Origin of the sequence: Ancylothrix sp. D3o (assembly GCF_025370775.1) — a bacterium.
Classification (GTDB): Bacteria; Cyanobacteriota; Cyanobacteriia; order Cyanobacteriales; family Oscillatoriaceae; genus Ancylothrix.
This window is the reverse complement of sequence record NZ_JAMXEX010000004.1, coordinates 382,085-405,600: the sequence shown is the minus strand read 5'-3', so window position 1 is coordinate 405,600 and position 23,516 is coordinate 382,085. Positions and strand designations below refer to the sequence as shown.

The following is a 23,516-nucleotide window of genomic DNA, read 5'->3' as shown; positions in this document are numbered from 1 at the left end:
CCTAAAGCCTTTTATCTATCTTTAGATAGAGGGAAACGTCTTTTAGGAGAAATATTAAGGGTTTTTTTAAGCCAAAAGACAAACAGGCAAACACAAGGTACAAAAAGTTTTTTTCCTCTACCTTGTGTTTTGATGTTCTAGTCTTTTATTCGCTTCAACAAATCATAAAAAGGCTGCCAATTATCATCCTCGGTAATCGGTTTCCAAATTGCTTCAATTTCCGGGCGAATTATTACTGTTGTTGGGTTATACCGGCTCAATGTCTCCTTAATTTGATTTAGTTCATCTCTTGACAATTGCTGCAAACTGTGGTAGTAAATTTCTCGCCAAGGTTGAATTAAGTTTGCCGGTTCAGCTTCGGTAAAAATGGCATTCATATCCTCTCGCCACTCAGGGGAAAACTGCCGGCTTAACTCCGCAAAAAAATCGGGATAACTAATTTGCGTTTCGGCTAAAAGCTGAATCGTTGCCTTTAGCAAATCATCGCCCCATTCCCCAGAAATTTCTTCAAAACCAAGCTTATTTAGCATTCGTTGCCGATAAGTTTGGTGATAATATTCCTCAAATTTTGCTAAACCGCTATCCAAATCTTTTTGCTCAATTACTCCAGAAAGCGGACGTTGCAACATTTCTAAATTCAGCCGGCAAATTCCTGGTTGATTTCCATAGCTATACCGGCCATAATAATCAAAGTAGGCGGCAGTGAAATTAGGGTCATAAGTGGGGATAAAGGCATAGGGGCCATAGTCAAAACTCTCGCCGGTTATGGACATATTATCTGTGTTCAATACAGCATGGCAAAAGCCGGCTGCCATCCATTGCGCCGTTAGTTCCGCTACTCGCTGCACTAATTCTGCATAAAACTCAGCATATTTATCGGGCGAGTCTTTAAGGTTGGGATAGTAAGATTCTATGACGTGATCGAGCAGTTTTTGAATTAAGTCTTTGCGCTTAAAAAATTGTAAGCGTTCAAAGGTTCCAAACCGAATATGAGACCGGCTAAACCGAATCATTACAGATGAACGAGTCGGGGAAGGTTCATCACCGCGCCATAATTGCTCGCCGGTTTCTACTAAACTTAAACACCGCGAAGTTTTAACTTTCATTCGATGTAACATTTCCGCTGCGAGCACTTCTCGGACTCCACCTTTTAAAGTTAGCCGGCCATCAGCAGTACGAGAATAGGGTGTGCGACCACTGCCTTTTGTGCCAAAATCATAAAGTTCGCCATCTGTCCCGCGCACTTGGCCGTAAAGAAAGCCGCGTCCGTCGCCTAAATTCGGGTTATATTCGCCAAATTGATAGCCATGATAGCGTAGTGCTAAAAACGGTCGTACACCCCAAAATTGCCCGAAGGCTTGAATAAAATGCTCGTCGGTGACTTCTTGGGGGTCAAGTCCTAAAATGGGTAAAATTTCGTCGTTGCGAAAGCGCAAAAGATGCTGGGGAAATTCTGCGGCTGTGACTATATCGAAATAGTCGCCGCCTAAAGTTTCGATTGCCGGCTCGTAGTTGAGGTTTAAGAACGGATTCGGATAATCTGTATTGTGTGCAGTTGGAGTTTGAGTCATGGAAGGTAAAAATTTATTTCGCTTACTTCCATGTTGCCAGTTGTTTTGGTGAGTTGGCACTTTTTGTCCCCAATTGTGGAAAAATAGAAACCAGAGAATTTGACCGCGCTACCTGTCGGGTCTTTTTCAACATGGCGGTTGCGTAAGCAGTTAAAATTGCCGGTGGCCGTTTTAAAGTCACGTTAAGCGCCTGATAAATCACGAGGAAACACTACAATTATGTCGAAGACTTACAAGGTTGAAATTGTCCATCAAGGTAAAAGCCAAACGATTGAAGTAGCCGAAAATCAAATTATTCTTAAGGCTGCTATGGCGGCGGGTTTAGATGTGCCGAGTTCTTGTAATGCAGGGGTTTGTACGACTTGTGCTGCTAAGATTATTGGCCAAGGAAAGGTAGATCAGACGGAGGGTATGGGTGTAAGTCCTGAACTTCAAGCAGAAGGATATGTTTTGTTGTGTGTGGCTTATCCGCGTTCGGATATGAAACTTGAAACTGAAAAAGAAGATGAAGTGTACGAACGGCAATTTGGTCAGCCGGCTTAAGACAAACTTCTTCAAAAATTTACCCCAAAAATTGCCATGATCACGCATTTTATTACGGCGGAAATTGATTTACAAGATTCGCATGAGCTAATGCTGGTAGCTATTGAAGCAGAATTGAAAAAATGCGGTGAACCTTTGCGCTGGGCTGTTACTGATGTGGATGTGAAAAAGCAAAAAGCTTTCATTGAAGCGGTTGTAACAGTACAGTAGGGCGATGATCTGCCTGCAATTTAGAGGCCGGTGGGCATAGCCCACCCTATACAGATGAAGCGTTTTTTTACTGTTGTTTTGATTGTTCCCACCGGCATTGGTGCTGCTGTTGGCGGTTATGCTGGCGATGCAATATCGGTGGCGCGGGCTTTTGCGGCTGGCTGCGACCGGCTGATTACTCACCCAAACGTCCTCAACGGCGCTCAACTTTATTGGCCGGCTGAGAATATGCTTTATGTTGAGGGTTTTGCTCTTGACAAATTTGCCGCTGGGTGCTGGGGGTTGAGAGCGGTGCATCAAAATCGCATTGGTTTAATTCTCGACCAGGGGATGGAGGAGGAGTTACGTCACCGGCACCTGCAAGCGGCGGATGCAGCGCGGGCAACGCTGGGGTTGAGTTTGACGGATTATGTTTTGACCGATGCGCCTTTGAATGTCGAGTTGCGGACGTCGCCGGCGGGGGCTTCTTGGGGGACGATTGGCAATCCAGATAGTTTGCTGCGGGCAGCCGAGGTGTTGATTAAAAAGGCGGGGGCACAGGCGATTGCTGTGGTGGCTCGGTTTCCTGATGATTCGGGCAGTGAGGCGCTGCAAAGTTATCGCTATGGGGAGGGGGTTGATCCGCTGGCGGGGGCTGAGGCGGTGATTAGTCATTTGATTGTGCGGCAGTTTGCGGTGCCTTGTGCTCATGCACCGGCCCTTTCCCCGTTACCGCTTGATCCTGGCATTTCGCCTCGCTCGGCTGCTGAGGAGTTGGGTTATACGTTTTTGCCTTGTGTGTTGGTGGGGTTGAGTCGCGCTCCCCAGTTTATTACCACAAAAGCTGATATTTGTCAAGGGTTGAATGCAAAAGATGTGGATGCGGTGGTGGTGCCGGCCAGTGCTTGTGGAGGGGCTGCGTTGTTGAGTTTGAGCGGTCGAGGTGTGCCGGTGATTGCAGTCGAGGAAAATACAACGCGAATGCGTGTACCAGCGGAGGCGTTGGGGATCAAGGCGTTGCGGGTGAGTTCGTATTGGGAGGCGCTGGGGGTGGTGGTGGCGCAACGTGCGGGGGTTAATCCGGGTGCGTTGAGGCCGGTGATTTCGCGGCTGAATTGCTTAAAATAGTGGATCTTAAGAGGGAATTAGGGAGTGGGAAAGTGTACAATTAAAGTCTGCTCGAATCCCCAATTACTCATCCCTAATGCCGTGACTGAACCCCTCCGCAAAGAACCAGAAATTGAACCGCTAACTCGTTTTGAAATTTTGGGTTATATGGCAATCACTGCGGTGATTTTGCTTGTAGTTTCTAAGATTTGGATACATTTTAGATCGCTGGCTTTGGTGCCGGTTGATGTTACCCCAAAAGCGTTTTTTATGGGTTTAGGTGTGGGGTTAATTATTACAGTGGCGAGTTCGATTATTTACCGATTATGGCCGAAGTATCGCCAAAGTGCAGATCAATATTTAGCGATGGTTTTAAAACCTTTGGAATGGCCGGATTTAATTTGGTTGGGTTTATTGCCTGGTTTGAGTGAGGAGTTGTTGTTTCGAGGTGTATTTTTGTCAGATTTTGGCTTAAGTTTGCCGGCAATTATTGGTTCAAGTGTGTTTTTTGGGGTGCTGCATTACAGTGGTAAAGAACAATGGCCCTATGTAGTTTGGGCTTCGGTGGTGGGATTTTTCTTAGGTTATAGTGTGTTTGTCACCGGCAATTTATTTGTGCCAATTGTGGCTCATGTTTTGACGAATTTTGTTTCTGGTTTGATTTGGAAATCGGGCCGGTGATTGCCAGCCCTAAAACTTTTAAATTTACCCATTCACGATTCCCAATTCTCCATAACCGGCCTCTTTTGCTGCGGCTAAAATGATAGCTTGAGGATAAATTATATGCTCTTGAATTTGAATTCTGGCGTGTAAAGTTTCTGGGGTGTCGTTGGGTAAAATTGGCACTGCTGCTTGCATGATAATCGGGCCGCTATCAACTTCTAAACAGGCTAAATGTACGGTGCAACCTGTTACTTTTACCCCAGCTTTTAAGGCTTGTTCTACACCATGAATACCGGGGAAGCTGGGTAATAAAGAAGGGTGAATATTAATAACGCGGTTAGGGAAAGCATCGAGTAAAATTTGGGTAATAATTCGCATCCAACCGGCCATAATCACCCATTCAACATCATAGCTTTGGAAAGTTTCGACAATTTTTGTGTCTAATTCTTCGCGGTTTTTGAAGTTGCGGTGATTGAGTAAAACGGCAGGTACTTTGAATTTTTCGGCACGTTGAACAACTTTAGCATCAGGGTTATTGTAGATAACAACTTGTATTTTTGCATTGATTTTGCCATCAGCAATAGCTTGGGCGATGGTTTCAAAATTGCTACCACTTCCTGACGCCATGATTCCTAATTTTAGGGGTTGATCAGCCGGTGGAAATTCGGCCATTAGGTTCGGGGGAAGTGCGGGGGAAATAAAGCTGGGAGTGTCTTGGTTGGAAGCCATAATCTAACTGTAGATTTTTGATGCAGATTTGATATTAACAGAAATGTAGGCGAAGTTATACGAATATAAAAAAATCTTGCTCTGCTTCTGTTGAATTTCTCGCAACAACTAAACCTACTCTATGCTACTGTTACATAATTTTTGAGTTATGATTAATACCAAATCCGGTAAAAAAAATAAGACGTTCCAGCGGAACGTCTCTACGGCGTTCATCTGCGGTTAAAAAAAACGCCCTTTAAAAAAACCGGGTTTTTACTAAGTCTTTGCCTCAAATATAAGCTTTTCCTTAAAAAAACCCAGTTTCTCAAAACTATCTTGTTTGAGGCGTAAAATTTCGTAACCTCAAAGCATTTGTCACCACAGAAACCGAACTAAAAGCCATTGCCATACCGGCAAAAATTGGATTCAACATAAAAGGATACAAAATTCCCGCTGCAATTGGAATCCCCAAAGTGTTATAAACAAAGGCAAAAAACAAATTTTGACGAATATTTCTCATCGTCGCCCGACTCAATTCTATAGCCGTAATTAGACCGCGTAAATCGCCAGAAATTAACGTAATATCACTGGCTGCAATTGCGACATCTGTGCCGGTGCCGATGGCAATTCCTACATCAGCTTGTGCGAGGGCCGGTGCATCATTAATTCCATCTCCCACCATTGCCACAATTGACTTTTGATTTTTTGAGTGCATTTGATTTTGAAGGCGTTGGATAATTTCCGCTTTTTGATGCGGTCGAACTTCTGCAAATACCTGCTTAATTCCCACCTCCCTAGCAATTGCTTCTGCCGTTTTTTGGTTATCTCCTGTCAGCATTACCACCTCTAAACCAAGCTTTTGTAACGCTTTAACTGCACCGGCAGAAGAAGATTTAACTGCATCCGAAATCGCCATTAATCCCTCAATTTCTCCATCTACAGCCAACCAAATAACCGTTTTTCCTTCCCCCTCCAATGTGGCTGGACGTGCTTGTAAAACCGCCGTGTCAATGCCTAATTCTTCCATCCATCGCTGAGTTCCAATTTGCACCAAACGATCAGAAACAATACCCTGCACACCACTCCCCGGAATTGCTTCAAAATTCTCTACATTATTTAAAGAAACTTCCTGAGATTTGGCATATCTTACCACCGCTTCAGCCAGCGGATGTTCAGAATTATTTTCAACAGATGCAGCTAAACGTAACAGCTTTAACTCATTACGATTTGCTGTTCCCCCGACTGTAATAAAATCAGTAACAGTTGGTTTTCCTTCTGTGATAGTGCCGGTTTTATCTAAGACAATTGTTTGTAACTTCCCAGCAATTTCTAAACTTTCTGCACTTTTGATTAAAATGCCATTTTCTGCGCCCTTGCCGGTGCCAACCATCACAGAGGTAGGAGTAGCTAAACCCAAAGCACAAGGACAAGCAATAATCAAAACTCCCACCGTTGTAATTGTCGCAAAAGTTAAATTACCAAGGATACTAAACCAGACAAAAAATGTCACAACTGCAATTAACAAAACTGCCGGCACAAACCACCCAGTCACCTGATCTGCTACTCTTTGAATCGGTGCTTTTGAACCCTGCGCGTCTTGAACTAACTTAACAATTTGCGCCAAAAATGTATCTTTTCCTACCCGTGTTGTGCGGAATTTAAAACTGCCAGTTTTATTAATTGTTGCCCCAATTATCTCATCCCCGACTTGCTTTTTAACCGCGACACTTTCCCCTGTCACCATCGACTCATCAACACTCGAACTTCCCTCAATTAACTCGCCATCTACGGGGATAGTTTCCCCAGGACGTACCAGAATAATATCCCCAATTTGCACCTCCTGAACCGGCACATCAATTTCCTCACCATTTCTAATTAAACGTGCCGTTTTTGCTTGCAAACCTATTAATTTACGAATTGCCTCCGAAGTTTGTCCTTTGGCGCGATTTTCCAAAAATCTACCCAACAAAATTAAGGTAATAATCACAACAGCAGTTTCATAATAAACATCGGGTTTTAAGTTTTGCTGCGTGAAAAACTGCGGATAAATTGTTGCCAAAACCGAATAAAAATAGGCGGCACTCGTTCCCAAAGCCACCAACGTATCCATAGTGGCTTTTCGACGTTTTAAAGCTTTCCAAGCATTCACATAAAAAGCTTTTCCGCACCAAAACTGCACCGGCAACGATAACACCAATTGCAACATCGGATCATGTAACCACCCCGGAATAAATGGCAAATGTAACCCCAACATTGCCGGCAATGAACCCACCACCAAAATCACACTTATAATCCCACCAAACCAAAGTTTTTTTAGCAATTCTTGCGATTCAGCTAAACGTTTTGCTTGTTCTTCATCATTTTCGCCGTGTAAAATTTGCTCTTCATCAACCGGCAACGAACTATAGCCGCTATCCTCCACAGCTTTTTGAATTTCGGTTAAATTGGTTTGGCTGCTATCATATTTAATAGCCGCCAATTCAGCCCCAAAATTAACAGCACATTCTGTAACTCCCGGCACAGCTTTAATCGCCTCATCAATAGCCACAGCACAGCCGGCACAACTCATTCCCCGTAATTTTAAAGTTAAGTTTTCCATGATTTTATTTCCTCATTTTTTATGTCTAAAAGTAGGGGCAGTGAGATGATTACTGCCCTCATAATTAACTAAACTGCTGGATAACCCGCCGCCGAAATTGCAGCTTTAATTGCACTTTCAGACAACTCAGTTTCAACAGTAATTTTCTTGTTTTTTGTATCAGCTTGCACCCTAGCAAGCGGATCTATTTTCTGCACCGCTTTTGTGATAGTATTCGTACAAGCAGCACAAGCTAGTTTGGGGACTTTTAGCTCTACTTTCATTGCTTTGTCTCCACAAATTCAACAGTTTTATTTCCTTACCTCTATTTTGAACTCTCTAGTGAACTGGAGAGTCAAGAGGTAAACGTAAATTTTTTTTCGTAGAGCGATAATCAGCCCACCGGCCTCTACCACTTATGACTGACAAAACCCCAAACCGGCAACTATTAGATAACGACACCCTCGCCGCTTGGATATTCCTAACACCGGCACTCCTATTTCTTGGCGTATTTATTATTTGGCCAATCGCCTATCTTTTTTATCTCAGCTTCACCACCGGCAGTTTTACTTCCGCCGGCATTCGTTTAATTGGAATCCGAAATTATCAACGACTTATTTTCAGTCCCGACTTTTGGCAAGTCTTATTTAACACCGCTTATTTCACCATTTTTACAGTTATTCCAAGCTTAATCATACCCCTCGGACTCGCCACCCTTTTAAACCGTTCTTTTGCCTTACGAGACTTCTTAAGAACAGCCTATTTTATCCCCTCCATCACATCTCTTGTAGCAGTCGGTTTAGGGTGGCGGTGGATGTTTCAAAACAGCGGGCCGGTAAACGCCCTTTTAACAGCCTTAAAACTGCCGGCAATTGACTGGTTAAGCAGCACAACATGGGCAATGCCGGTGTTAATTTTACTCAGCTTTTGGAAACAAATCGGATTTAACTTAGTTGTCTTTTTAGCCGGCCTGCAAACCATCCCCCAAAACCGTTACGAAGCCGCAGAATTAGACGGCGCAAACCCCTGGCAACAATTCTGGCACATCACCCTCCCAGGATTACGACCTACCCTTATTTTTGCCACTGTAACCACTGCAATTTTCACCCTCCGAAGCTTTGAACAAGTTTATGTTATCACCAACGGCGGGCCTTTAAATTCCACCAACTTACTCGTTTATTACATTTACGAAGAAGCCTTTGGATTATTTGATTTTGGCTACGCCGCCGCCGGTGCAACAATCTTACTTTTTTTCACCCTCATTCTGGTTTATTTGCAGTTAAAAGTTTGGGGAGAATCTGAGTAAAAACGAGTCTTTAATACAATACAGTTCAGTTAACGCTAAAAACCTTAAACTGTGTAGGTTGGGTTGAGGAACGAAACCCAACTTTTCCGGGGCTTTGTTGGGTTGCGCTTTGCTTAACCCAACCTACGATTTTTCTTAACTGAACTGTATATACGAATTATAAAACTTTCCCAAACCCCGTAGGAGATTTTATTACTCGTATAAATACCAATTCCAATCGCCGCCTTCTTTACATTTTCACCGGCTTAAACTTCCGCAACCTTAACGCATTCGTCACCACAGAAACCGAACTCAAAGCCATCGCCACCGCCGCATAAATTGGATTCAATAACCAACCCGTAAACGGATATAAAACCCCCGCCGCAATAGGAATCCCAGCAGTATTATAAACAAAAGCAAAAAACAAATTCTGACGAATATTCTTCATCGTAGCGCGGCTGAGTTGAATTGCCGTTACAATCCCCATCAAATCCCCAGAAATCAACGTAATATCACTAGCAGAAATAGCAATATCCGTCCCCGTACCGATAGCAATTCCCACATCAGCTTGTGCAAGGGCCGGTGCATCATTAATCCCATCTCCCACCATTGCCACAATTCGATTTTCCCCCTGCAACTCCTTAATTTTATCCGTTTTTTGCTCAGGGCGAACTTCAGCAAAAATCCGATTTATCCCCACTTGTCGCCCAATTTCCTCGGCAGTATCGCGGTTATCTCCCGTCAACATCACCACATCTAAATTCATTTTTCTTAAAGCTTCAACCGCTGCTTTTGATGTAGATTTAAGCGCATCTGTTACCGCAAAAACAGCCTCAATTTTTCCATCAATCGCCACCCAAATTAGCGTTTTACCTTCCGCTTGTTTAAACCAAGAAACAAAATTTGATTTAAAAACCTTCAAATCAATTCCTAAATCATCCATCCACCGGCCACTACCAACCCGCACCAAATTACCCTCCACCAAACCCTCAACACCGGCCCCAGAAATCGCTTCAAACTTAACAACATCAGGCAAAGGAAATGTCACCCCTTGCAACTTTGCATACATCACAATCGCCTCAGCAATTGGATGTTCAGAAACCCTTTCCACCGCCGCCGCCAACCGCAACAATTTTATCTCATTACTATCTGCCGTACCCCCAATAGTTAAATAATTTGTCACCGTTGGTTTGCCCTCCGTCAGAGTGCCGGTTTTATCCAAAACCACCGTATCAATTTTGCCCGCAATTTCCAAACTTTCCGCATCTTGAATTAAAATCCCATTTTCCGCACCCTTGCCGGTTCCCACCATCACAGAAGTCGGAGTTGCTAACCCCAAAGCACAAGGACAAGCAATAATTAAAACCCCCACCATCCGCGCCAAAGTAACCTTTAAATTCCCCGTCGAAGCAAACCAAATAACAAACGTTAAAGCCGCAATTCCCAACACCACCGGCACAAACACACTTGTCACCCGATCTGCCAAATTTTGAATCGGTGCCTTAGATCCCTGCGCCTGTTGCACCATTTGCACAATTTGCGCCAAAAACGTCTCCTTTCCTACCCTTGTCGTGCGAAATTTAAAACTGCCGGTCTTATTAATTGTTGCCCCAATAACCTCATCCCCAGGCTGCTTTTTCACCCCCACACTTTCCCCCGTCACCATCGACTCATCCACCGTAGAAACTCCATCTAAAACCACCCCATCAACCGGCACCTTTTCCCCCGGACGCACCAAAATCACATCCCCCACAACAACATCATTAACCGGCAAATCAATCTCCTCAGAACCCCGAATTACCCGCGCCATTTTTGGCTGCAAATTCATCAACTTATGAATAGCCTCCGAAGTTTGACCCCTCGCCCGACTTTCCAACCATCTCCCCAACAAAATCATCCCTATTACAATCGTCACACAATCATAATAAAGATCCCCACACGAAAGCGGAATTAACCGGCCCTCCGCCGTTCTTCTGGCAAAAGACTCAGGAAAAATTGTCGCCACCGCCGAATACAAATACGCCGCCCCAGTTCCCAGCGCAATTAACGTATTCATATCCGCCGCGCCATTTTTAAACGCCTTCCAACCCCGGACAAAAAAATCCTTGCCGGCAAAAACTATCACCGGCGTTGCTAACATAAACCCACTCCAAGGACTATGTAACCAATCCGGCACCGGCAACGGCCAACCCGTTGTTAATTGCAACGTCGCCGCCAATAAAACCACACTAATAATCCCCGAAATAACCACCTGTTTTAATAACTCATCTTCCTCTGCCCTTCTTTCTAAATTTTCCTGGTTTAAACTTTCTTGAGTTAACTCTTCCACCGGCCCCACACTATAACCCGCCGCATCTATTGCTTCTTGAATTTTCTCTAAATTCGTCTTTTCAGGATCATAAAAAACCGTCGCTTGTTCCGCCCCAAAACTCACACTACTTTCCCCAACACCAGCAACCGATGACAATACTTGATTTACCCGTATTGCACAAGCAGCACACCCCATCCCTTTAACTCGCAAATGAAGTTTTTGCATTTTTTTGAATACTCATTAAAAACTCAAAATAACAAGCAACCACAACCATAAGCCGGTGTGGTTCTAACCATCTTTTCCCCAATCTAGCCTTTCAGGCCAACCAATTGCCACCCTCCCAACACCGGCCCCAACCAGAAAAATTAAATCATCCCCCCATCAACCCGCCGAATCGCCACAACCGCCGGCCTAGGAGGCGCATCAGCAACCTTTCCCGGCCAATTTGAACCCACCGGCACCACCCGACTTTGGCCAAACTCCACCCCCTCAGTAGTCCGCATCACAAACTCGCGCGTTTGGGCCGCCATCTCCTTACGAATACCCCCCACTTCCCCCGGATGCTGAACCGCAAGAAACAAAGTCTCCTCATCCCGCGTAAAAAATGGCCCAGTCAACTCCGAATCAACCGGCCCATAACCAAACAAAAACGCCTTCCCCGCCAACTCACCCAACACCGGCATCCACCAAAGCGAATTACTGCCAAACAACCCCAACAACTGCGCTAACTCCAACCCCGTCCGCGTTGGAACCGCCTTATTTTGACTCCTCCCCCCCATATCCGTAACCATCCAAACATTAGAACGCCGGTCAATCAACAAATTATCAGGGTTAGAAAAACCCATCCCACCAGAAGCCGGTTCCCCCCCAGTCGCCGCCATCTTCCAACCAAACCGCATCGCCGCCGGATCATTCCCATCCTCCACAAGCTGCATCACCCAGCCAAACGGATAAGGCACCTCCCCCTTTGGCCCCTTAAAAATCCGCTGATCTGGCCCGCCTTCCTTCCCCGACATCCCCGCCGTAAACGTAATATAAAGCGAACCATCCGGCGCAATTTCCGTATCCTCTGGCCGCGCCGTACAAGTCACCCCCGCCGCATTCCCCGCATAATGAGCATCTATCAAAATCGCCCCTTGTTTTTCCTCAGCGGTGCCGGTGTATAAATCTCCCAACTTTTTATACTTTTTCTTAAAAGCCTCAATCGCTGTCTCTTGTCTCACTTGCTGATATGCTGCTTTGCCTTTTTCCCGGTTCGGCAACAAAATCAACCCCCCCACCATATCTGCCGGCCTATCAGGATTCACCGCCGTATCTGCATTTAAAGCAATCCAAGTCCCTGTCCCATCAGCATTAAATTTTGCTCCATAAAGCATTCCATTTGTCAAGAGCTTTGAGTTAGATTTATCCGTTGGATTTTTCACCCCATCGCGGCTCACAAATTTATACAAATGACCGCCCATCCGGTCGCACCCAGAATAAAAAGCCAAGCGTTTACCGCTCTCAACTCGCACACCCACCGCCTCATGGCGATAACGTCCCAACCAAGTATGCTTTGTGCCGGTGTCGTTTGGGTTCGCTGGGTCAAGTTCCACCACCCAGCCGTATTTATTCCCCGCCAGTCCGAAAACATTTCCCTGTCCATCAATGCTTTCGGCGCTGAAACCCAACTCGCTTGGATCAGCAGATGTTCCATCAGCATAAACCGGCTCAGGTACTTGGGCTTGAAAATTCTCTTCCCCACTCAACATCGTTCCCCAAGGCGTCGTACCCCCCGCACAATTGGCAAAAGTACCAATAATTCGTTCACCAAGTTTATCGATATAACCCAAACCTTGTTTTTTCTTGAAAATTGCCACAGCAGGGCCGGTGGCTTTCAAATAGCGATTATCTTCTAAACCAGAAATGCCGGTGATCCGCCGGTCAGCCTTTGAAAAAGTGCGTTCCCAAGTTCCATCACTTTTGCGGCGCAGCGAAATCACTCCTAAACCTTGATCAATCAACGCTTGTTTACAAATTTCGCGGATTTTTGCCTTAATTGGGTCATTTTCCGGCAAAGCAAAGGCATTGATTTCTTTTTTATTGGTTTTTTTCAGCGCCGCCATCACTTCCTCAACCGGCACACTAAACCCCAAAACTTGCTCTATCGTTTGCATCCAAGCTTTATCACTGATGTATTCAAAGTTAACGCCTAGATAACCTTCATTGGCTGCCGTTTCCACAAACGACAGATAATCATTGTTGTAACCAAACCGAGAATCCCCCACTTTATCCCCCCAAGCCGCGATTACCTGGTAGCTAAAACCGGCCGGTAACACCAAATCATCCACCACTTCAAAGCTTTTATAAGCTTCTGGTTGTTTTGCCGGTTCTAAGCCGTCGGTAGTTAAAGGCATGGGCCCTTTAATGGGAGAAAAAGGCAGTTTATTCTTATTTTGTGGAACACAAGAGGGCAAAACACCACCGGCAGCAACAACACCGGCAGCCCCACTCAAAAACATCAACAAATCACGGCGTTTCAAAGACATAACAAATTTCGTGCTTAGATATTCTAAAAAATAGCAAAACTTGCCAGACAGCCGACAAACTTTCCCTTATAAAATACTCATTCAATCGGATTAAAGATAATTTTAAATTATACAGCTATTTGCTCGCTTGAATTACAGCAATTTTTCTTTGACCACTTCCTTTTAAATAGGCCGGTATAAGAGGCAAAATTGGCCGTGAAATATGGGCCAAAAAACTGTCATTTGCAGACAGGCAAGCCGCAAAAAAAAGATTTCAGGCAGGGATGGAAAAAACGGCAGAAAAAAGCCATCACCATCCTACAAACCCAAAATTAAAAAAACATTAAAACCTTGATAACCTTCAGTTATCCCCTCTCGATAGCTGCTGTAAGCCCTCTGGGGTGAGAAAAAAGCCCCCAATCAACAGCGATGACCGGTCACAATATAAGCCACACGCTGACCAATATTTGTAGCATGATCAGCCATCCGCTCAATATGACGAATCACCAAAACCAGCAGTAAAATCGGCTCAATCACGCCTTGGATATCGCGTTGGTGGGCCAGAGTATCATAAAGATTACTGTAGGCATCATCAACAACAGAATCTTGCTCCTTAAGGTGAATTCCCACCTCAGCATTTAAATCAGCCAGCGCCACCAAACTCGTCGCCAGCATAGCTTGAGCGTGTTTAGACATTACCTCAACTTGAGGCATACAAGCGTGGGGAGTGTAAGGGAAAAGCTTAATCGCAATTTCGGCAAGATCCTTAGCATAATCGCCGATGCGTTCAATATCGCGCACAAGCTGCATAAACGCACCCAAAAGCCGGGAATCCTTAGCAGCAGGGGCTTGGAGAGTCATTAACAAAACACAATCCGACTCAATTTGCCGATAAAACTGATCAATTTGTTTGTCAAGATGGGGGATAGCCTCAGCCGCCGCCAAATCTCGCTCAAACAAAGCTTTATGGCTGAGACGAAAAGTATTTTCTACCAAAGCACCCATCCGCAACACATCACGCTCTAAGCGTTTGATTTGCCGCTCAAAATGGGTTCTTTCAGAATTGGGATTAGAAGAAGCAGAATTCACCTCTAGTCGCTCAACAATAAAATAGCTAGGTTAAAAACAAAAAATCAGGCTGGGTAGGGGTTTAGGAAACCAAGGTATAAAACCAAAGAAAACTCACTTTCAAAAGCCGTGATGGGCCGCTTATAGATAGCCGGTGATTTAGGCAAAAAATTTTTCAGCGAGTAAGTATCAATAATAGCGAAAATTGTAAGGATTGGAGTAAAAATTTTATAGATTAGCTGCCTAAAGTTGGACAGCAAAAAGTGCACACATATCAAGGCAGATCCTCCTCCTTTACATAAGGTAAGATAATTTTCAACCAAGCGCCGCCAGTACGGGGATGATTTTGGGCGCTGATTTCGCCACCATGAGCGATAATAATTTGACGGACAATCGCCAAACCCAAACCGCTGCCGTTGCTAACGGTCGATAGGCGAGATTGTTCTGATTGTTCGGGAGCTATAGAACTGTTGCGAACGCGAGAAGGTTCACCTCGGTAAAGCCGGTCAAAAACATAAGCTAAATCAGTATCGGGAAAACCAGGGCCGGTATCTATCAAATCTATTTGCAAATTTATAGGGTTTTCCAGCGAAGGTAAAAGTTTAACTTCCACTTGTACCGTCTCACCGGCCCCACTATAGCGAATACTGTTATCAAACAAATTCAGAAACACTTGCATCAAGCGTGATTCATCTGCAACCAGGCTGATGTTTGTCGGGCCAGAATAGACAAAATTAAGTTGTTTTGGTCGAGCAAGCGGTTCAAGAGTTTGCCACGCAGTTTGAATTAAACTGTGAACTTCCAGAACTTTCAGCGAAAGATTTTTACTTGGATCTGCTTCAATTGAAATCAGATCCAGCCAATCTTGGACTAATTTAATCAAGCGGTTGGTTTCGCCCAGCATTCGCTCAACCCAAGTCCGGGTGGGAGGTTCGAGACGCAATTGCAAGGCTTCGGCTACCAGACGAATTGAAGTAAGCGGCGTTCGCAGTTCATGGGCCAAGTCCGACACCCAGCGATTACGAGTTTGGATCAATGTCACCGCATCTTGCCGGTTTTCCAGAAAAACACCGACTTGACCATTCGGCAAAGGCCAACTATAACCCCGCAGGGTCAAACTTCGCACCCTTCCCATCGCCTCCGCATCCGCCACCGCCGGATGAAACACCCATTCTCGTTGAGAAGGTTGGGCGTTGGTGCGGGTTTGTTCGATGAGGTAGTCAAGTTCATAAGAACGCACGACTTTCAGCAGCAAGCGCGAGCGTTCCGGTTCCCAGTTTTGAATACTTAAGAGTTGTCTGGCTTGCTGGTTACACCACAGCAGTTGATTTTCTTCATCGACTTGCAAATAACCCACAGGCGCAACTTGTAAAATTTGTTGCCAGGTTAGCAGTTGTTCTGTGAGGTTATGTTGATGTTGGTTAGCAATAGCAATAGCCCGCCGCAAGCGCACCAGGGCTGGTAATGAGTCTCCTAACCCTTCATCTGGCAACGTTCGCAACAAACTTTTATACTGCCGGTTAAGCCAAAGCCGTTGTACCACAAACAAGCCAAGTCCAACAGCCAAGCCGAGTAAAAATGCAACAAAGGCCATCCGCGTATGTGTGTGAGGTAGATCAGTACAGGCTAGATTAAGAAAGTTTAACTAACCTGTAATCACTACCCTAACCGATATCCAAAGCCTCGAACTGTGATGATATATTCTGGTTGGCTGGGGTCACGTTCGAGTTTTTCGCGCAACCAGCGAATATGCACGTCTACAGTTTTGCTATCGCCGATAAAATCAGCCCCCCACACTTGATCTAGCAGTTGATCACGCGACCAGACGCGACGGGGGGAACTCATAAATAAATCCAGTAAGCGGTATTCTTTGGGCGAGAGATTGAGTTCTTCTCCCCGGACAATAACGCGACATTCTTGGGGGTAAAGGGTGATGTCGCCAAAGTTTAGGGTTTGCGGTTGAGGTTGGTAGTTTAAACGTTGCCGGCGCAATAAGGCTCGCATTCGGGCGACCAATTCCCGCATACTAAACGGTTTGGTGAGATAGTCGTCTGCGCCTACTTCTAGCCCCAGAACCCGGTCGGTTTCGCTGACTTTGGCACTTAAAATTAAAATCGGAACGTTATTACCTTGATGGCGTAACAACCGGCACAAATCCAGACCGTTGACTTGCGGCAGCATTAAGTCAAGTATCATGGCATCAAAGGGAAATTCCCCCTGTTTTTGCGTGGTTTCGCTAATTAAGTTTAAGGCTGTTCGTCCGTCGGGGGCGGTTGTTACCGAGAAGCCTTCTTCTTCTAAGGCTAAAACGAGCATATCGCGGATCAATGCCTCGTCTTCCACGACTAGAATTCTGCCTGTTTGTCCGATTTCTGGCATGGTGGGACTCTTTGATGAGTCTATAGAAAACATACTGGGGGAAGTTAAGGGTTTACATCTACCCCCATAAATACACTAAAATCTGTCTCTTCTGCTTATGGTCTATGCTAAAGATAAGTTATTTTAATCTCTGGCTGTGGTCACTGGTACAAATGACTACTGGCTATTGACTAATTTTTCTACTTTTTCTTTGATTTCATCCCGTACTCTCTGAAAAGTTTCCCAGGGTTTACCATCGGGATCTTCGAGTTGCCAATCTTCAAAAATTTCTCTTGTTACCCATTCTTCGGGTAAGTTTACTCCACACCCACACAAGGAAATGACTGCATCAAAATCTTCGGCTTTAAAATCACTCAAGGCTTTGGATTTTTGGCCGGTGATATCTATATCAATTTCTGACATAACTTGCACGGCTGTGGGGTGAACTCTACTAGCTTCTAATCCTGAACTGACAACTTCAATTTTACCTTTCCCTAATATTCTCCCAAATCCTTCTGCCATTTGCGACCGGCAAGAATTTCTTTTGCACACAAACATTACTTTTTTCATTTGTCATTTGTCCTTCGGAAACTGTTTTTTCAATCACAAACACCGGGGATCTCTTAAACTCGCTTTTTCGGGATTTCTGGGAAACCAAAAAGCAGTTTTTTTGCAAACTTCTACCAACATTAACATCACCGGCACTTCGATTAAAACTCCCACAACGGTTGCCAATGCTGCCCCAGAATTTAAACCAAATAACATCACGGCGGTAGCAATTGCAACTTCAAAATGATTGCTGGCACCAATTAAGGCTGCCGGTGCTGAATCTTCGTAGCTAAGCTTCATTTTTTGGGCTGCTACATAAGAAATCAGGAAAATAAAGTTAGTTTGCAGGAAAAGCGGCACGGCAATTAACAATATATGCAAAGGGTTTTTAACAATTAAATCTCCTTTAAATGCAAATAGCAAAACTAAGGTAATCAGCAAAGCAGAAATGGCTACTGGCGTGAGATAGTTAAGAAATTTTTTCTCAAACCATTCTTTGCCTTTATTTTTGAGTATCCAATATCGGCTATACATACCCGCTGCTAAAGGCAACCCGACATAAATTAAAACCGATAAAACAATTGTTTGCCAGGGTACAACTAAATCGTTTGCTGCCAGTAACCATCGGCCTAATGGAGCATAAAGAAACAACATTGTCAAGGAGTTAACTGCAACCATGACAAGGGTGTGTGCTTGATTTCCGTAGGATAAATATCCCCACATCAGCACCATTGCAGTACAAGGGGCAATTCCTAATAAAATGGTGCCGGCAATATAGGAGTTTGCTAGGGAAATTTCAGCGCCGCGTACTATCTCGGTGCCGGTGATCAATGGCCGGAATAATTGCCCTAAGAAAAATTGAGCTAAAACGACCATTGTAAAGGGTTTAATTAACCAATTGACCACCAAGGTTAAAATCACCGGCTTAGGTGCTCTAATGGCATTTGTTGCCTGGGTAAAATCAATTTTTACCATGATGGGATACATCATAAAAAACAGGCAAATTGCTATTGGAATCGATACCTGATAAATGCTCATCGCGTCAAGAGCGACGGCTACGCCAGGGAACAACCGGCCTAAAGCAATGCCGGCGACAATGCAGAGAAACACCCAGAGCGTGAGGTATCTTTCAAAAAAACTTAATGAGTTGCCGGCTTTGACTGCGGGGCCGGTGCTTGCTGGGCTGTTCATTTCAGCTACCCTTACAAGGTTTATTTTCTTTTCACTTTTATCTTATTTCAAGAAAAGTTGATATGTCAATACCGGCCCGAAAAAAAATCAGGCACGTTTCAAGCGAACGTACCCGACATTGGGGGGTGGTAGAGACGTTCCGGCGGAACGTCTGTACAAAGCGCGCAACGCCTGTACAAAGCGCGGAACCAAAAAATTAATAAGTACGGCGAGCAGTGGCCAAACGAGCGATAATACTGGTTGTCAAAACTAACAAAACCAAAATCAAAGAAGCAGCCCAAGCCAACTCTTTTTGATTTTCATAAGGACGAGTGGCAAAGTTATAAACCAAAACCGCCAAAGAAGCCGCCGGCTGATTTAAAGCCCCCACTCCTTCTTCGCTTACCGGCAAATAAAACTGACTAAAAAGAGCCGTAAACAAAAGCGGTGCAGTTTCGCCCGCAGCGCGAGCAATTGCTAAAGTTGTGCCGGTAACAATAGCAGGAATAGCTGCCGGTAAAACCACCCTAACAACAGTTTGAAAATTCGTGGCCCCCAAACCAATCGCACCTTGGCGAATTTCCAGCGGAACCAACTTCAAAGCTTCCTCAGTTGCCCTAACAATAATTGGCAACATCAACACAGAAAGCGCAAAACCCCCAGCCAAAGCCGAGTAATTTTTGAACGTTAAAACCAACACCCCGTAGGCAAAAACCCCGACAATAATAGAAGGAACCCCACTAAGGACGTTGGTAAAAAATCGAATCCAATCAGCAGCTTTAGTATCGCGGGCAAACTCAGTCATATAAATCGCCGCCAGTACCCCAACAGGAATACTAATTAATGCCCCAAGCGCCACCATAATTAAAGTGCCTTGGATAGCATTACCAAAACCGCCGCCCACCAACTGCATTGGGGTGGGTGGTAATTCCGTAAAAAGCGCAAAACTGAGCCGGTTTCCGCCGCGAATTACTACATAAGCCAGCACCAAAAACAAAGGCAAAAGCGCAACAAAAGCAGCAAAAAACGTTAAGCCTGTCATCGCCATCCCGAACAGTGTGCGAGGAGAATTAGCCGACTTTTTGAGGCTTCTGCTGGGATATCCACTTTCAGAAAACTTGTCAGATTGATCCATAAAAGTAGGGGCGCTCTGCCCACCATTCTAATTTTTTCCAGTTGTCAAAAAATCCAGTAAAAAACCCTTAAATTCTTTGAACTCTTCGCACCAATAACTCAGCCAAAATATTCACCAACAAAGTCAGAGCAAACAACACCAAAGAAGCATACATCAACGCCGAAACTTGTAATCCACCGGCTTCCGCAAATTGATTAGCCAGCAAAGAAGCAACGGTGCTAGCCGGTGTCAAAATAGACGAATTAACTTGATTAGAATTACCAATCAAAAGGGTAACAGCCATTGTCTCACCCAACGCACGACCTAATGCCAACATTACAGCACCAACAATCCCAGAAAAAGCAGCAGGCACTAATACTTGAATAATTGTTTCCCAGCGCGTGGCACCAAGCCCAACAGCAGCTTGTCGTAAATCGGGAGGTAAAGAAATTAAAGCATCACGAGAAATTGCAGCAATGGTAGGTAAAACCATAATTGCTAATACTAAACCGGCTGGGAACATTCCGAGGCCGGTGGCGCTAGGAGGAGTGCTAAAAAAGGGCAACCAACCAAAAGTGCTGTACAACCAATTTCCTACTACTTTAAACAAGGGAACAATAACTGCAAGTCCCCATAAACCATAAACCACGCTAGGAATAGCTGCAAGTAATTCCACCAAAAAAGCAAGAATCACCCGAAGTTTTGGCGGCAAAAAATCTTCACTCAAAAATAGCGCCACACCCAAACCCACCGGCACAGCAAACAGCAATGCAATAATCGAACTAACGATAGTGCCATAAAGTTGTGGAAAAGCACCAAACTCATCGCGTACCGGGTCCCAATTTGTCGCACTCAAAAACCCCAAACCAAATTGGCTAATAGCCGGCAATGCTTGCGTCCCCACCACAAAAGTCATCCACAGCAAAATGCCAACAATGGCAAACGCACAAATTTGAGTCAAGGGGATAAAGAAGATGTTCATTATCCGCTCAACGGTTTCTATAAAAGTAAGCGAACGAGTGTCCCCGCCGTTTTTTAGGTGAATGCTCATAAATGATTTTGCTGAAAAACAAGCCCCGCAAGGGTCAATGTCTATTCTAAGTTTAAATGTGTCCCAAAATGCACTCTTAGTACAAGAAACCCGGTTTCTTTGAACAAACCGGGTTGCTAAACTCTAGTTTTTGCTAATCGCCAGTCATCAATCACTAATTACGGCGCAATAGCATCAACTACTGGGGTAACTTTGTCAACGACTTCTTTAGGTAGGGGAACATAACCAAGTTGAGAGCTCATTTGTTGCCCCTCTGTCAAACCCCATTTGATGACATTTTCCAGCGCTTGCGCTTTGGCTGTGTCTTCAATTTTCTTGGGAACTAACAACCAAGTGTAGCTAACAATTGGATAAGAAGCTTCGCCTTCAGGATCAGGAATAAAAGCGCGGAAATTCTCAGGAAGTTGCACCGCAGCCAGAGTTTTTGCTGCCGCTTCTGGCGTTGGTTCTACAAATTTGCCGGCTTTATTTTCTAAAGTTGCCATCGATAAACCATTGTTTTTGGCATAGCCATATTCAACGTAACCAATCGCGCCTTCAGTTTGTTTGATCAGTTCAGTAACGCCTTCATTTCCTTTACCGCCATTGCCCACCGGCCAGCTTACACTTTTACCTTCACCGGGGCCATTTTTCCAATCTTCACTAATAGCAGTGAGGTGTTTTGTAAACACGCCGGTTGTACCGCTACCATCAGAACGATGTACAACAGTAATCGCTTTATCCGGCAAGTTTACACCAGGGTTTGCTGCCGCAATCGCTGCATCATTCCATTTCGTAATTTTGCCCAAGAAAATATCGGTGTAAACTTGGCGCGGGAGTTTCAAGCTAGTAACTCCGGGTGCATTATATGCCAAAACAATACTACCCGCACTCATGGGAACCATCAAAGCGCCATTCGGTGCTTTGGCGATTTCGTCATCTTTCATCGCCGTATCACTAGCACCAAAATCTACCGTTCCTTTGGTAAATTGTTCTACCCCAGCACCGCTACCGACCGACTGATAGCTAATCTGAACATTGGGGTTTTTCTTGTTGTATTCCGCAAACCAAGTTTCATAAAGTGGCGCAGGGAATGTTGCACCGGCACCACTTAATCTCACAGTTTGACCGCCACCCGCCGCCGTCGTTGCAGCCGGTGTATTTCCTCCTGCTGCTGGAGTAGATCCTGTTGTGTTACCGGCTTCTTTTGTCCCAGAACCGCTACAAGAAGCTAAACCGAAAGATAGAGCAATTGCCGAGGCGACAAAAGCAGTGCGTTTTGAATAAAGTTGAGAAACCATAAGATTTCCAAAAAGGCAGTTAAAGGGAACATTCCCAAGCGTACTGGATAACTTTAAACAGCCAAGTTAATCGCTGGTTTAAACCAATATTAAATAAAGGTTAAATTTAGGTAAAGCTATATTTTTACTATTAGTAATTTTTCTCAGACAAGGCTACAAGGGGGATCTTTCCTCTTGCTTTTATGTACCTTATATGTTATTTACCTTAAATCAACTTCTATCAAAGTTAAAAACAAGGTTAGAAAATTCTTCAAACCTCAGAATTAATAATAAAAAAAACAGTCAATTAAGATTTTTCTTCACACCGGCGAGCCGGCAAAATCTCACTAAAACGCCGGTATTCCGCCAAAAACTGCTCAAGCGCCACAAACTGCTGCAAATTCAAACAATAATAAATCCACCGGCCCTCCTGACGCGACCGCACCAAACCAGCCTCCTTAAGCGTCTTCAAATGAAAAGACAACTTAGACTGAGCAACCTGCAAACTTTCGCTAAGTTCACAAACACATAACTCACGTTCGCGCAACAGATCCAAAACCTGCAAACGCAGAGGATCAGACAAAGCATGAAACCCAGAAATCACATCAGCCGGCGCACTCGTAGAAACTTTTAACATCAACTTTTTTTAAAACATCTTCTCAATTCTAACTCCCAGCCCCATCCAGAACCCCGCTAGGATCATGCAAAGTACAATTTCCACAAACCATCAATGCAACTCCACCTAAGTACCTGGCCCGAAATCGAAACCTACCTGCAAACCTCCACCGGCATCATCTTTCCCATCGGTTCCACCGAACAACACGGCCCCACCGGCCTCATCGGCACAGATGCCATTTGTGCCGAAGTCATCTCAAAAGGCGTAGCAGAAGCCACCGGCGCCCTTGTTGGCCCCACCATCAACGTCGGAATGGCCCTACATCATACCGCCTTTCCTGGCAGCATTAGCTTCAAACCTAGCACCCTAATTTTACTTATCCGAGACTATGTAAGCAGCCTCGCCAAATATGGCTTTACCAAATTTTATTTCATCAACGGACATGGAGGAAACATCGCCACCCTCAAAGCAGCCTTTTCCGAAACCTACGCCTATCTCGACGATTTAAAAATCCCCAACGCCGACCGCGTACAATGTCAAATAGGCAACTGGTTTATGTGCGGTTCCGTGTACAAATTAGCCAAAGAATTATACGGCGATCAAGAAGGTTCCCACGCCACACCCAGCGAAGTTGCCTTAACTCAATTTGCCTATCCAGAAGCCATCAAAAAAGCACCCCTTTCTGAAGAAGTTTCCCATCAACATAAAATTTATGGGGCTGCTGATTTTCGCCGCCGGTTTCCTGATGGCAGAATGGGGTCAAACCCAGACCTCGCCACCCCCGAACACGGCCAGAAATTTTATGAACTTGCTGTTAAAGAGTTAAGCAATTCCTACTTAGAATTTTTGAGCGCCGAGTAAATTTTTTG

The 23,516-nt window shown here is 44.7% G+C and carries 21 protein-coding genes; 6 read left to right on the top strand and 15 right to left on the bottom strand.

Going from position 1 to position 23,516, the window contains the following annotated elements; all coding sequences use genetic code 11:
• Positions 1–137: 137 nt before the first annotated feature.
• The gene (locus NG798_RS11025; protein WP_261222630.1) at positions 138–1,571 is read right to left on the bottom strand and encodes a YdiU family protein; all 1,434 of its coding nucleotides are present in this window, start codon (positions 1,569–1,571) and stop codon (positions 138–140) included.
• Between the two features lie 219 nt (positions 1,572–1,790).
• On the opposite strand from NG798_RS11025, the gene NG798_RS11020 reads away from it, so the two are divergent.
• The 4 genes from NG798_RS11020 (at position 1,791) to NG798_RS11005 (ending at position 4,091) form a co-directional block, all read left to right on the top strand.
• The gene (locus NG798_RS11020) at positions 1,791–2,114 is read left to right on the top strand and encodes a 2Fe-2S iron-sulfur cluster-binding protein (RefSeq protein ID WP_261222568.1); all 324 of its coding nucleotides are present in this window, start codon (positions 1,791–1,793) and stop codon (positions 2,112–2,114) included.
• 36 nt (positions 2,115–2,150) lie between these two features.
• Entirely contained in the window at positions 2,151–2,324 is a 174-nt protein-coding gene (locus NG798_RS11015; protein WP_261222567.1) for a hypothetical protein, read from the top strand.
• 54 nt (positions 2,325–2,378) lie between these two features.
• Positions 2,379–3,431, top strand: a complete 1,053-nt coding sequence (locus tag NG798_RS11010) for a DUF3326 domain-containing protein (RefSeq protein WP_261222566.1) — start codon at positions 2,379–2,381, stop codon at positions 3,429–3,431.
• Between the two features lie 81 nt (positions 3,432–3,512).
• A complete protein-coding gene (locus tag NG798_RS11005) occupies positions 3,513–4,091 on the top strand; it encodes a CPBP family intramembrane glutamic endopeptidase (RefSeq protein WP_261222629.1) in 579 nt (192 codons plus the stop codon).
• A gap of 24 nt (positions 4,092–4,115) precedes the next feature.
• Here NG798_RS11005 and purN read toward each other — a convergent pair whose 3' ends face one another.
• The 3 genes from purN to NG798_RS10990 form a co-directional block, all read right to left on the bottom strand.
• Positions 4,116–4,802, bottom strand: a complete 687-nt coding sequence (gene purN, locus NG798_RS11000) for a phosphoribosylglycinamide formyltransferase (RefSeq protein ID WP_261222565.1) — start codon at positions 4,800–4,802, stop codon at positions 4,116–4,118.
• 310 nt (positions 4,803–5,112) lie between these two features.
• Positions 5,113–7,380, bottom strand: coding sequence for a heavy metal translocating P-type ATPase (locus NG798_RS10995; protein ID WP_261222564.1), 2,268 nt, complete (start codon positions 7,378–7,380; stop codon positions 5,113–5,115).
• A gap of 68 nt (positions 7,381–7,448) precedes the next feature.
• A complete protein-coding gene (locus NG798_RS10990; protein ID WP_261222563.1) occupies positions 7,449–7,643 on the bottom strand; it encodes a heavy-metal-associated domain-containing protein in 195 nt (64 codons plus the stop codon).
• Between the two features lie 134 nt (positions 7,644–7,777).
• Between NG798_RS10990 and NG798_RS10985 the strand changes: the two genes are divergently transcribed.
• On the top strand, positions 7,778–8,665 hold the full coding sequence (locus NG798_RS10985) for a carbohydrate ABC transporter permease (protein WP_261222562.1): 888 nt from the start codon (positions 7,778–7,780) through the stop codon (positions 8,663–8,665).
• A 229-nt stretch (positions 8,666–8,894) separates the two neighbouring features.
• Here NG798_RS10985 and NG798_RS10980 read toward each other — a convergent pair whose 3' ends face one another.
• The 11 genes from NG798_RS10980 to NG798_RS10930 form a co-directional block, all read right to left on the bottom strand.
• The gene (locus NG798_RS10980) at positions 8,895–11,180 is read right to left on the bottom strand and encodes a heavy metal translocating P-type ATPase (RefSeq protein ID WP_261222561.1); all 2,286 of its coding nucleotides are present in this window, start codon (positions 11,178–11,180) and stop codon (positions 8,895–8,897) included.
• A gap of 140 nt (positions 11,181–11,320) precedes the next feature.
• Positions 11,321–13,483, bottom strand: a complete 2,163-nt coding sequence (locus NG798_RS10975) for a PhoX family phosphatase (protein WP_261222560.1) — start codon at positions 13,481–13,483, stop codon at positions 11,321–11,323.
• Positions 13,484–13,882: 399 nt separating this feature from the next.
• Positions 13,883–14,551, bottom strand: a complete 669-nt coding sequence (gene phoU, locus NG798_RS10970) for a phosphate signaling complex protein PhoU (RefSeq protein WP_261222559.1) — start codon at positions 14,549–14,551, stop codon at positions 13,883–13,885.
• A gap of 253 nt (positions 14,552–14,804) precedes the next feature.
• Positions 14,805–16,124 (bottom strand): cell wall metabolism sensor histidine kinase WalK, encoded by a 1,320-nt coding sequence (locus tag NG798_RS10965; protein ID WP_261222558.1) that lies wholly within the window; start codon positions 16,122–16,124, stop codon positions 14,805–14,807.
• 65 nt (positions 16,125–16,189) lie between these two features.
• A complete protein-coding gene (locus NG798_RS10960) occupies positions 16,190–16,942 on the bottom strand; it encodes a response regulator transcription factor (protein WP_261222557.1) in 753 nt (250 codons plus the stop codon).
• 123 nt (positions 16,943–17,065) lie between these two features.
• A complete protein-coding gene (gene arsC, locus NG798_RS10955; protein WP_261222556.1) occupies positions 17,066–17,458 on the bottom strand; it encodes an arsenate reductase, glutathione/glutaredoxin type in 393 nt (130 codons plus the stop codon).
• 33 nt (positions 17,459–17,491) lie between these two features.
• Positions 17,492–18,628, bottom strand: coding sequence for an ACR3 family arsenite efflux transporter (arsB, locus tag NG798_RS10950; protein ID WP_261222555.1), 1,137 nt, complete (start codon positions 18,626–18,628; stop codon positions 17,492–17,494).
• Between the two features lie 196 nt (positions 18,629–18,824).
• The gene (gene pstA, locus NG798_RS10945; protein WP_261222554.1) at positions 18,825–19,742 is read right to left on the bottom strand and encodes a phosphate ABC transporter permease PstA; all 918 of its coding nucleotides are present in this window, start codon (positions 19,740–19,742) and stop codon (positions 18,825–18,827) included.
• A 67-nt stretch (positions 19,743–19,809) separates the two neighbouring features.
• Entirely contained in the window at positions 19,810–20,772 is a 963-nt protein-coding gene (pstC, locus tag NG798_RS10940; protein WP_261222553.1) for a phosphate ABC transporter permease subunit PstC, read from the bottom strand.
• Positions 20,773–20,930: 158 nt separating this feature from the next.
• The gene (gene pstS / locus NG798_RS10935) at positions 20,931–22,052 is read right to left on the bottom strand and encodes a phosphate ABC transporter substrate-binding protein PstS (RefSeq protein ID WP_261222552.1); all 1,122 of its coding nucleotides are present in this window, start codon (positions 22,050–22,052) and stop codon (positions 20,931–20,933) included.
• Positions 22,053–22,338: 286 nt separating this feature from the next.
• Positions 22,339–22,668 (bottom strand): helix-turn-helix transcriptional regulator, encoded by a 330-nt coding sequence (locus NG798_RS10930; protein WP_261222551.1) that lies wholly within the window; start codon positions 22,666–22,668, stop codon positions 22,339–22,341.
• 93 nt (positions 22,669–22,761) lie between these two features.
• Here NG798_RS10930 and NG798_RS10925 point away from each other — a divergent pair, with 93 nt between their 5' ends.
• Complete coding sequence (locus tag NG798_RS10925; RefSeq protein ID WP_261222550.1) at positions 22,762–23,508, top strand: creatininase family protein; 747 nt, start codon at positions 22,762–22,764, stop codon at positions 23,506–23,508.
• The last annotated feature ends 8 nt before the right edge of the window (positions 23,509–23,516 follow it).

Excerpts from the sequence above, each read along its gene's own strand:
- NG798_RS11025 (WP_261222630.1), bottom strand. The coding sequence starts at position 1,571 with ATGACTCAAACTCCAACTGCACACAATACAGATTATCCGAATCCGTTC.
- NG798_RS11020 (WP_261222568.1), top strand. The coding sequence starts at position 1,791 with ATGTCGAAGACTTACAAGGTTGAAATTGTCCATCAAGGTAAAAGCCAA.
- NG798_RS11015 (WP_261222567.1), top strand. The coding sequence starts at position 2,151 with ATGATCACGCATTTTATTACGGCGGAAATTGATTTACAAGATTCGCAT.
- NG798_RS11010 (WP_261222566.1), top strand. The coding sequence starts at position 2,379 with ATGAAGCGTTTTTTTACTGTTGTTTTGATTGTTCCCACCGGCATTGGT.
- purN (WP_261222565.1), bottom strand. The coding sequence starts at position 4,802 with ATGGCTTCCAACCAAGACACTCCCAGCTTTATTTCCCCCGCACTTCCC.
- NG798_RS10995 (WP_261222564.1), bottom strand. The coding sequence starts at position 7,380 with ATGGAAAACTTAACTTTAAAATTACGGGGAATGAGTTGTGCCGGCTGT.
- NG798_RS10990 (WP_261222563.1), bottom strand. The coding sequence starts at position 7,643 with ATGAAAGTAGAGCTAAAAGTCCCCAAACTAGCTTGTGCTGCTTGTACG.
- NG798_RS10985 (WP_261222562.1), top strand. The coding sequence starts at position 7,778 with ATGACTGACAAAACCCCAAACCGGCAACTATTAGATAACGACACCCTC.
- NG798_RS10980 (WP_261222561.1), bottom strand. The coding sequence starts at position 11,180 with ATGCAAAAACTTCATTTGCGAGTTAAAGGGATGGGGTGTGCTGCTTGT.
- NG798_RS10975 (WP_261222560.1), bottom strand. The coding sequence starts at position 13,483 with ATGTCTTTGAAACGCCGTGATTTGTTGATGTTTTTGAGTGGGGCTGCC.
- NG798_RS10965 (WP_261222558.1), bottom strand. The coding sequence starts at position 16,124 with ATGGCCTTTGTTGCATTTTTACTCGGCTTGGCTGTTGGACTTGGCTTG.
- NG798_RS10960 (WP_261222557.1), bottom strand. The coding sequence starts at position 16,942 with ATGTTTTCTATAGACTCATCAAAGAGTCCCACCATGCCAGAAATCGGA.
- arsC (WP_261222556.1), bottom strand. The coding sequence starts at position 17,458 with ATGAAAAAAGTAATGTTTGTGTGCAAAAGAAATTCTTGCCGGTCGCAA.
- arsB (WP_261222555.1), bottom strand. The coding sequence starts at position 18,628 with ATGAACAGCCCAGCAAGCACCGGCCCCGCAGTCAAAGCCGGCAACTCA.
- pstA (WP_261222554.1), bottom strand. The coding sequence starts at position 19,742 with ATGGATCAATCTGACAAGTTTTCTGAAAGTGGATATCCCAGCAGAAGC.
- pstC (WP_261222553.1), bottom strand. The coding sequence starts at position 20,772 with ATGAGCATTCACCTAAAAAACGGCGGGGACACTCGTTCGCTTACTTTT.
- pstS (WP_261222552.1), bottom strand. The coding sequence starts at position 22,052 with ATGGTTTCTCAACTTTATTCAAAACGCACTGCTTTTGTCGCCTCGGCA.
- NG798_RS10930 (WP_261222551.1), bottom strand. The coding sequence starts at position 22,668 with ATGTTAAAAGTTTCTACGAGTGCGCCGGCTGATGTGATTTCTGGGTTT.
- NG798_RS10925 (WP_261222550.1), top strand. The coding sequence starts at position 22,762 with ATGCAACTCCACCTAAGTACCTGGCCCGAAATCGAAACCTACCTGCAA.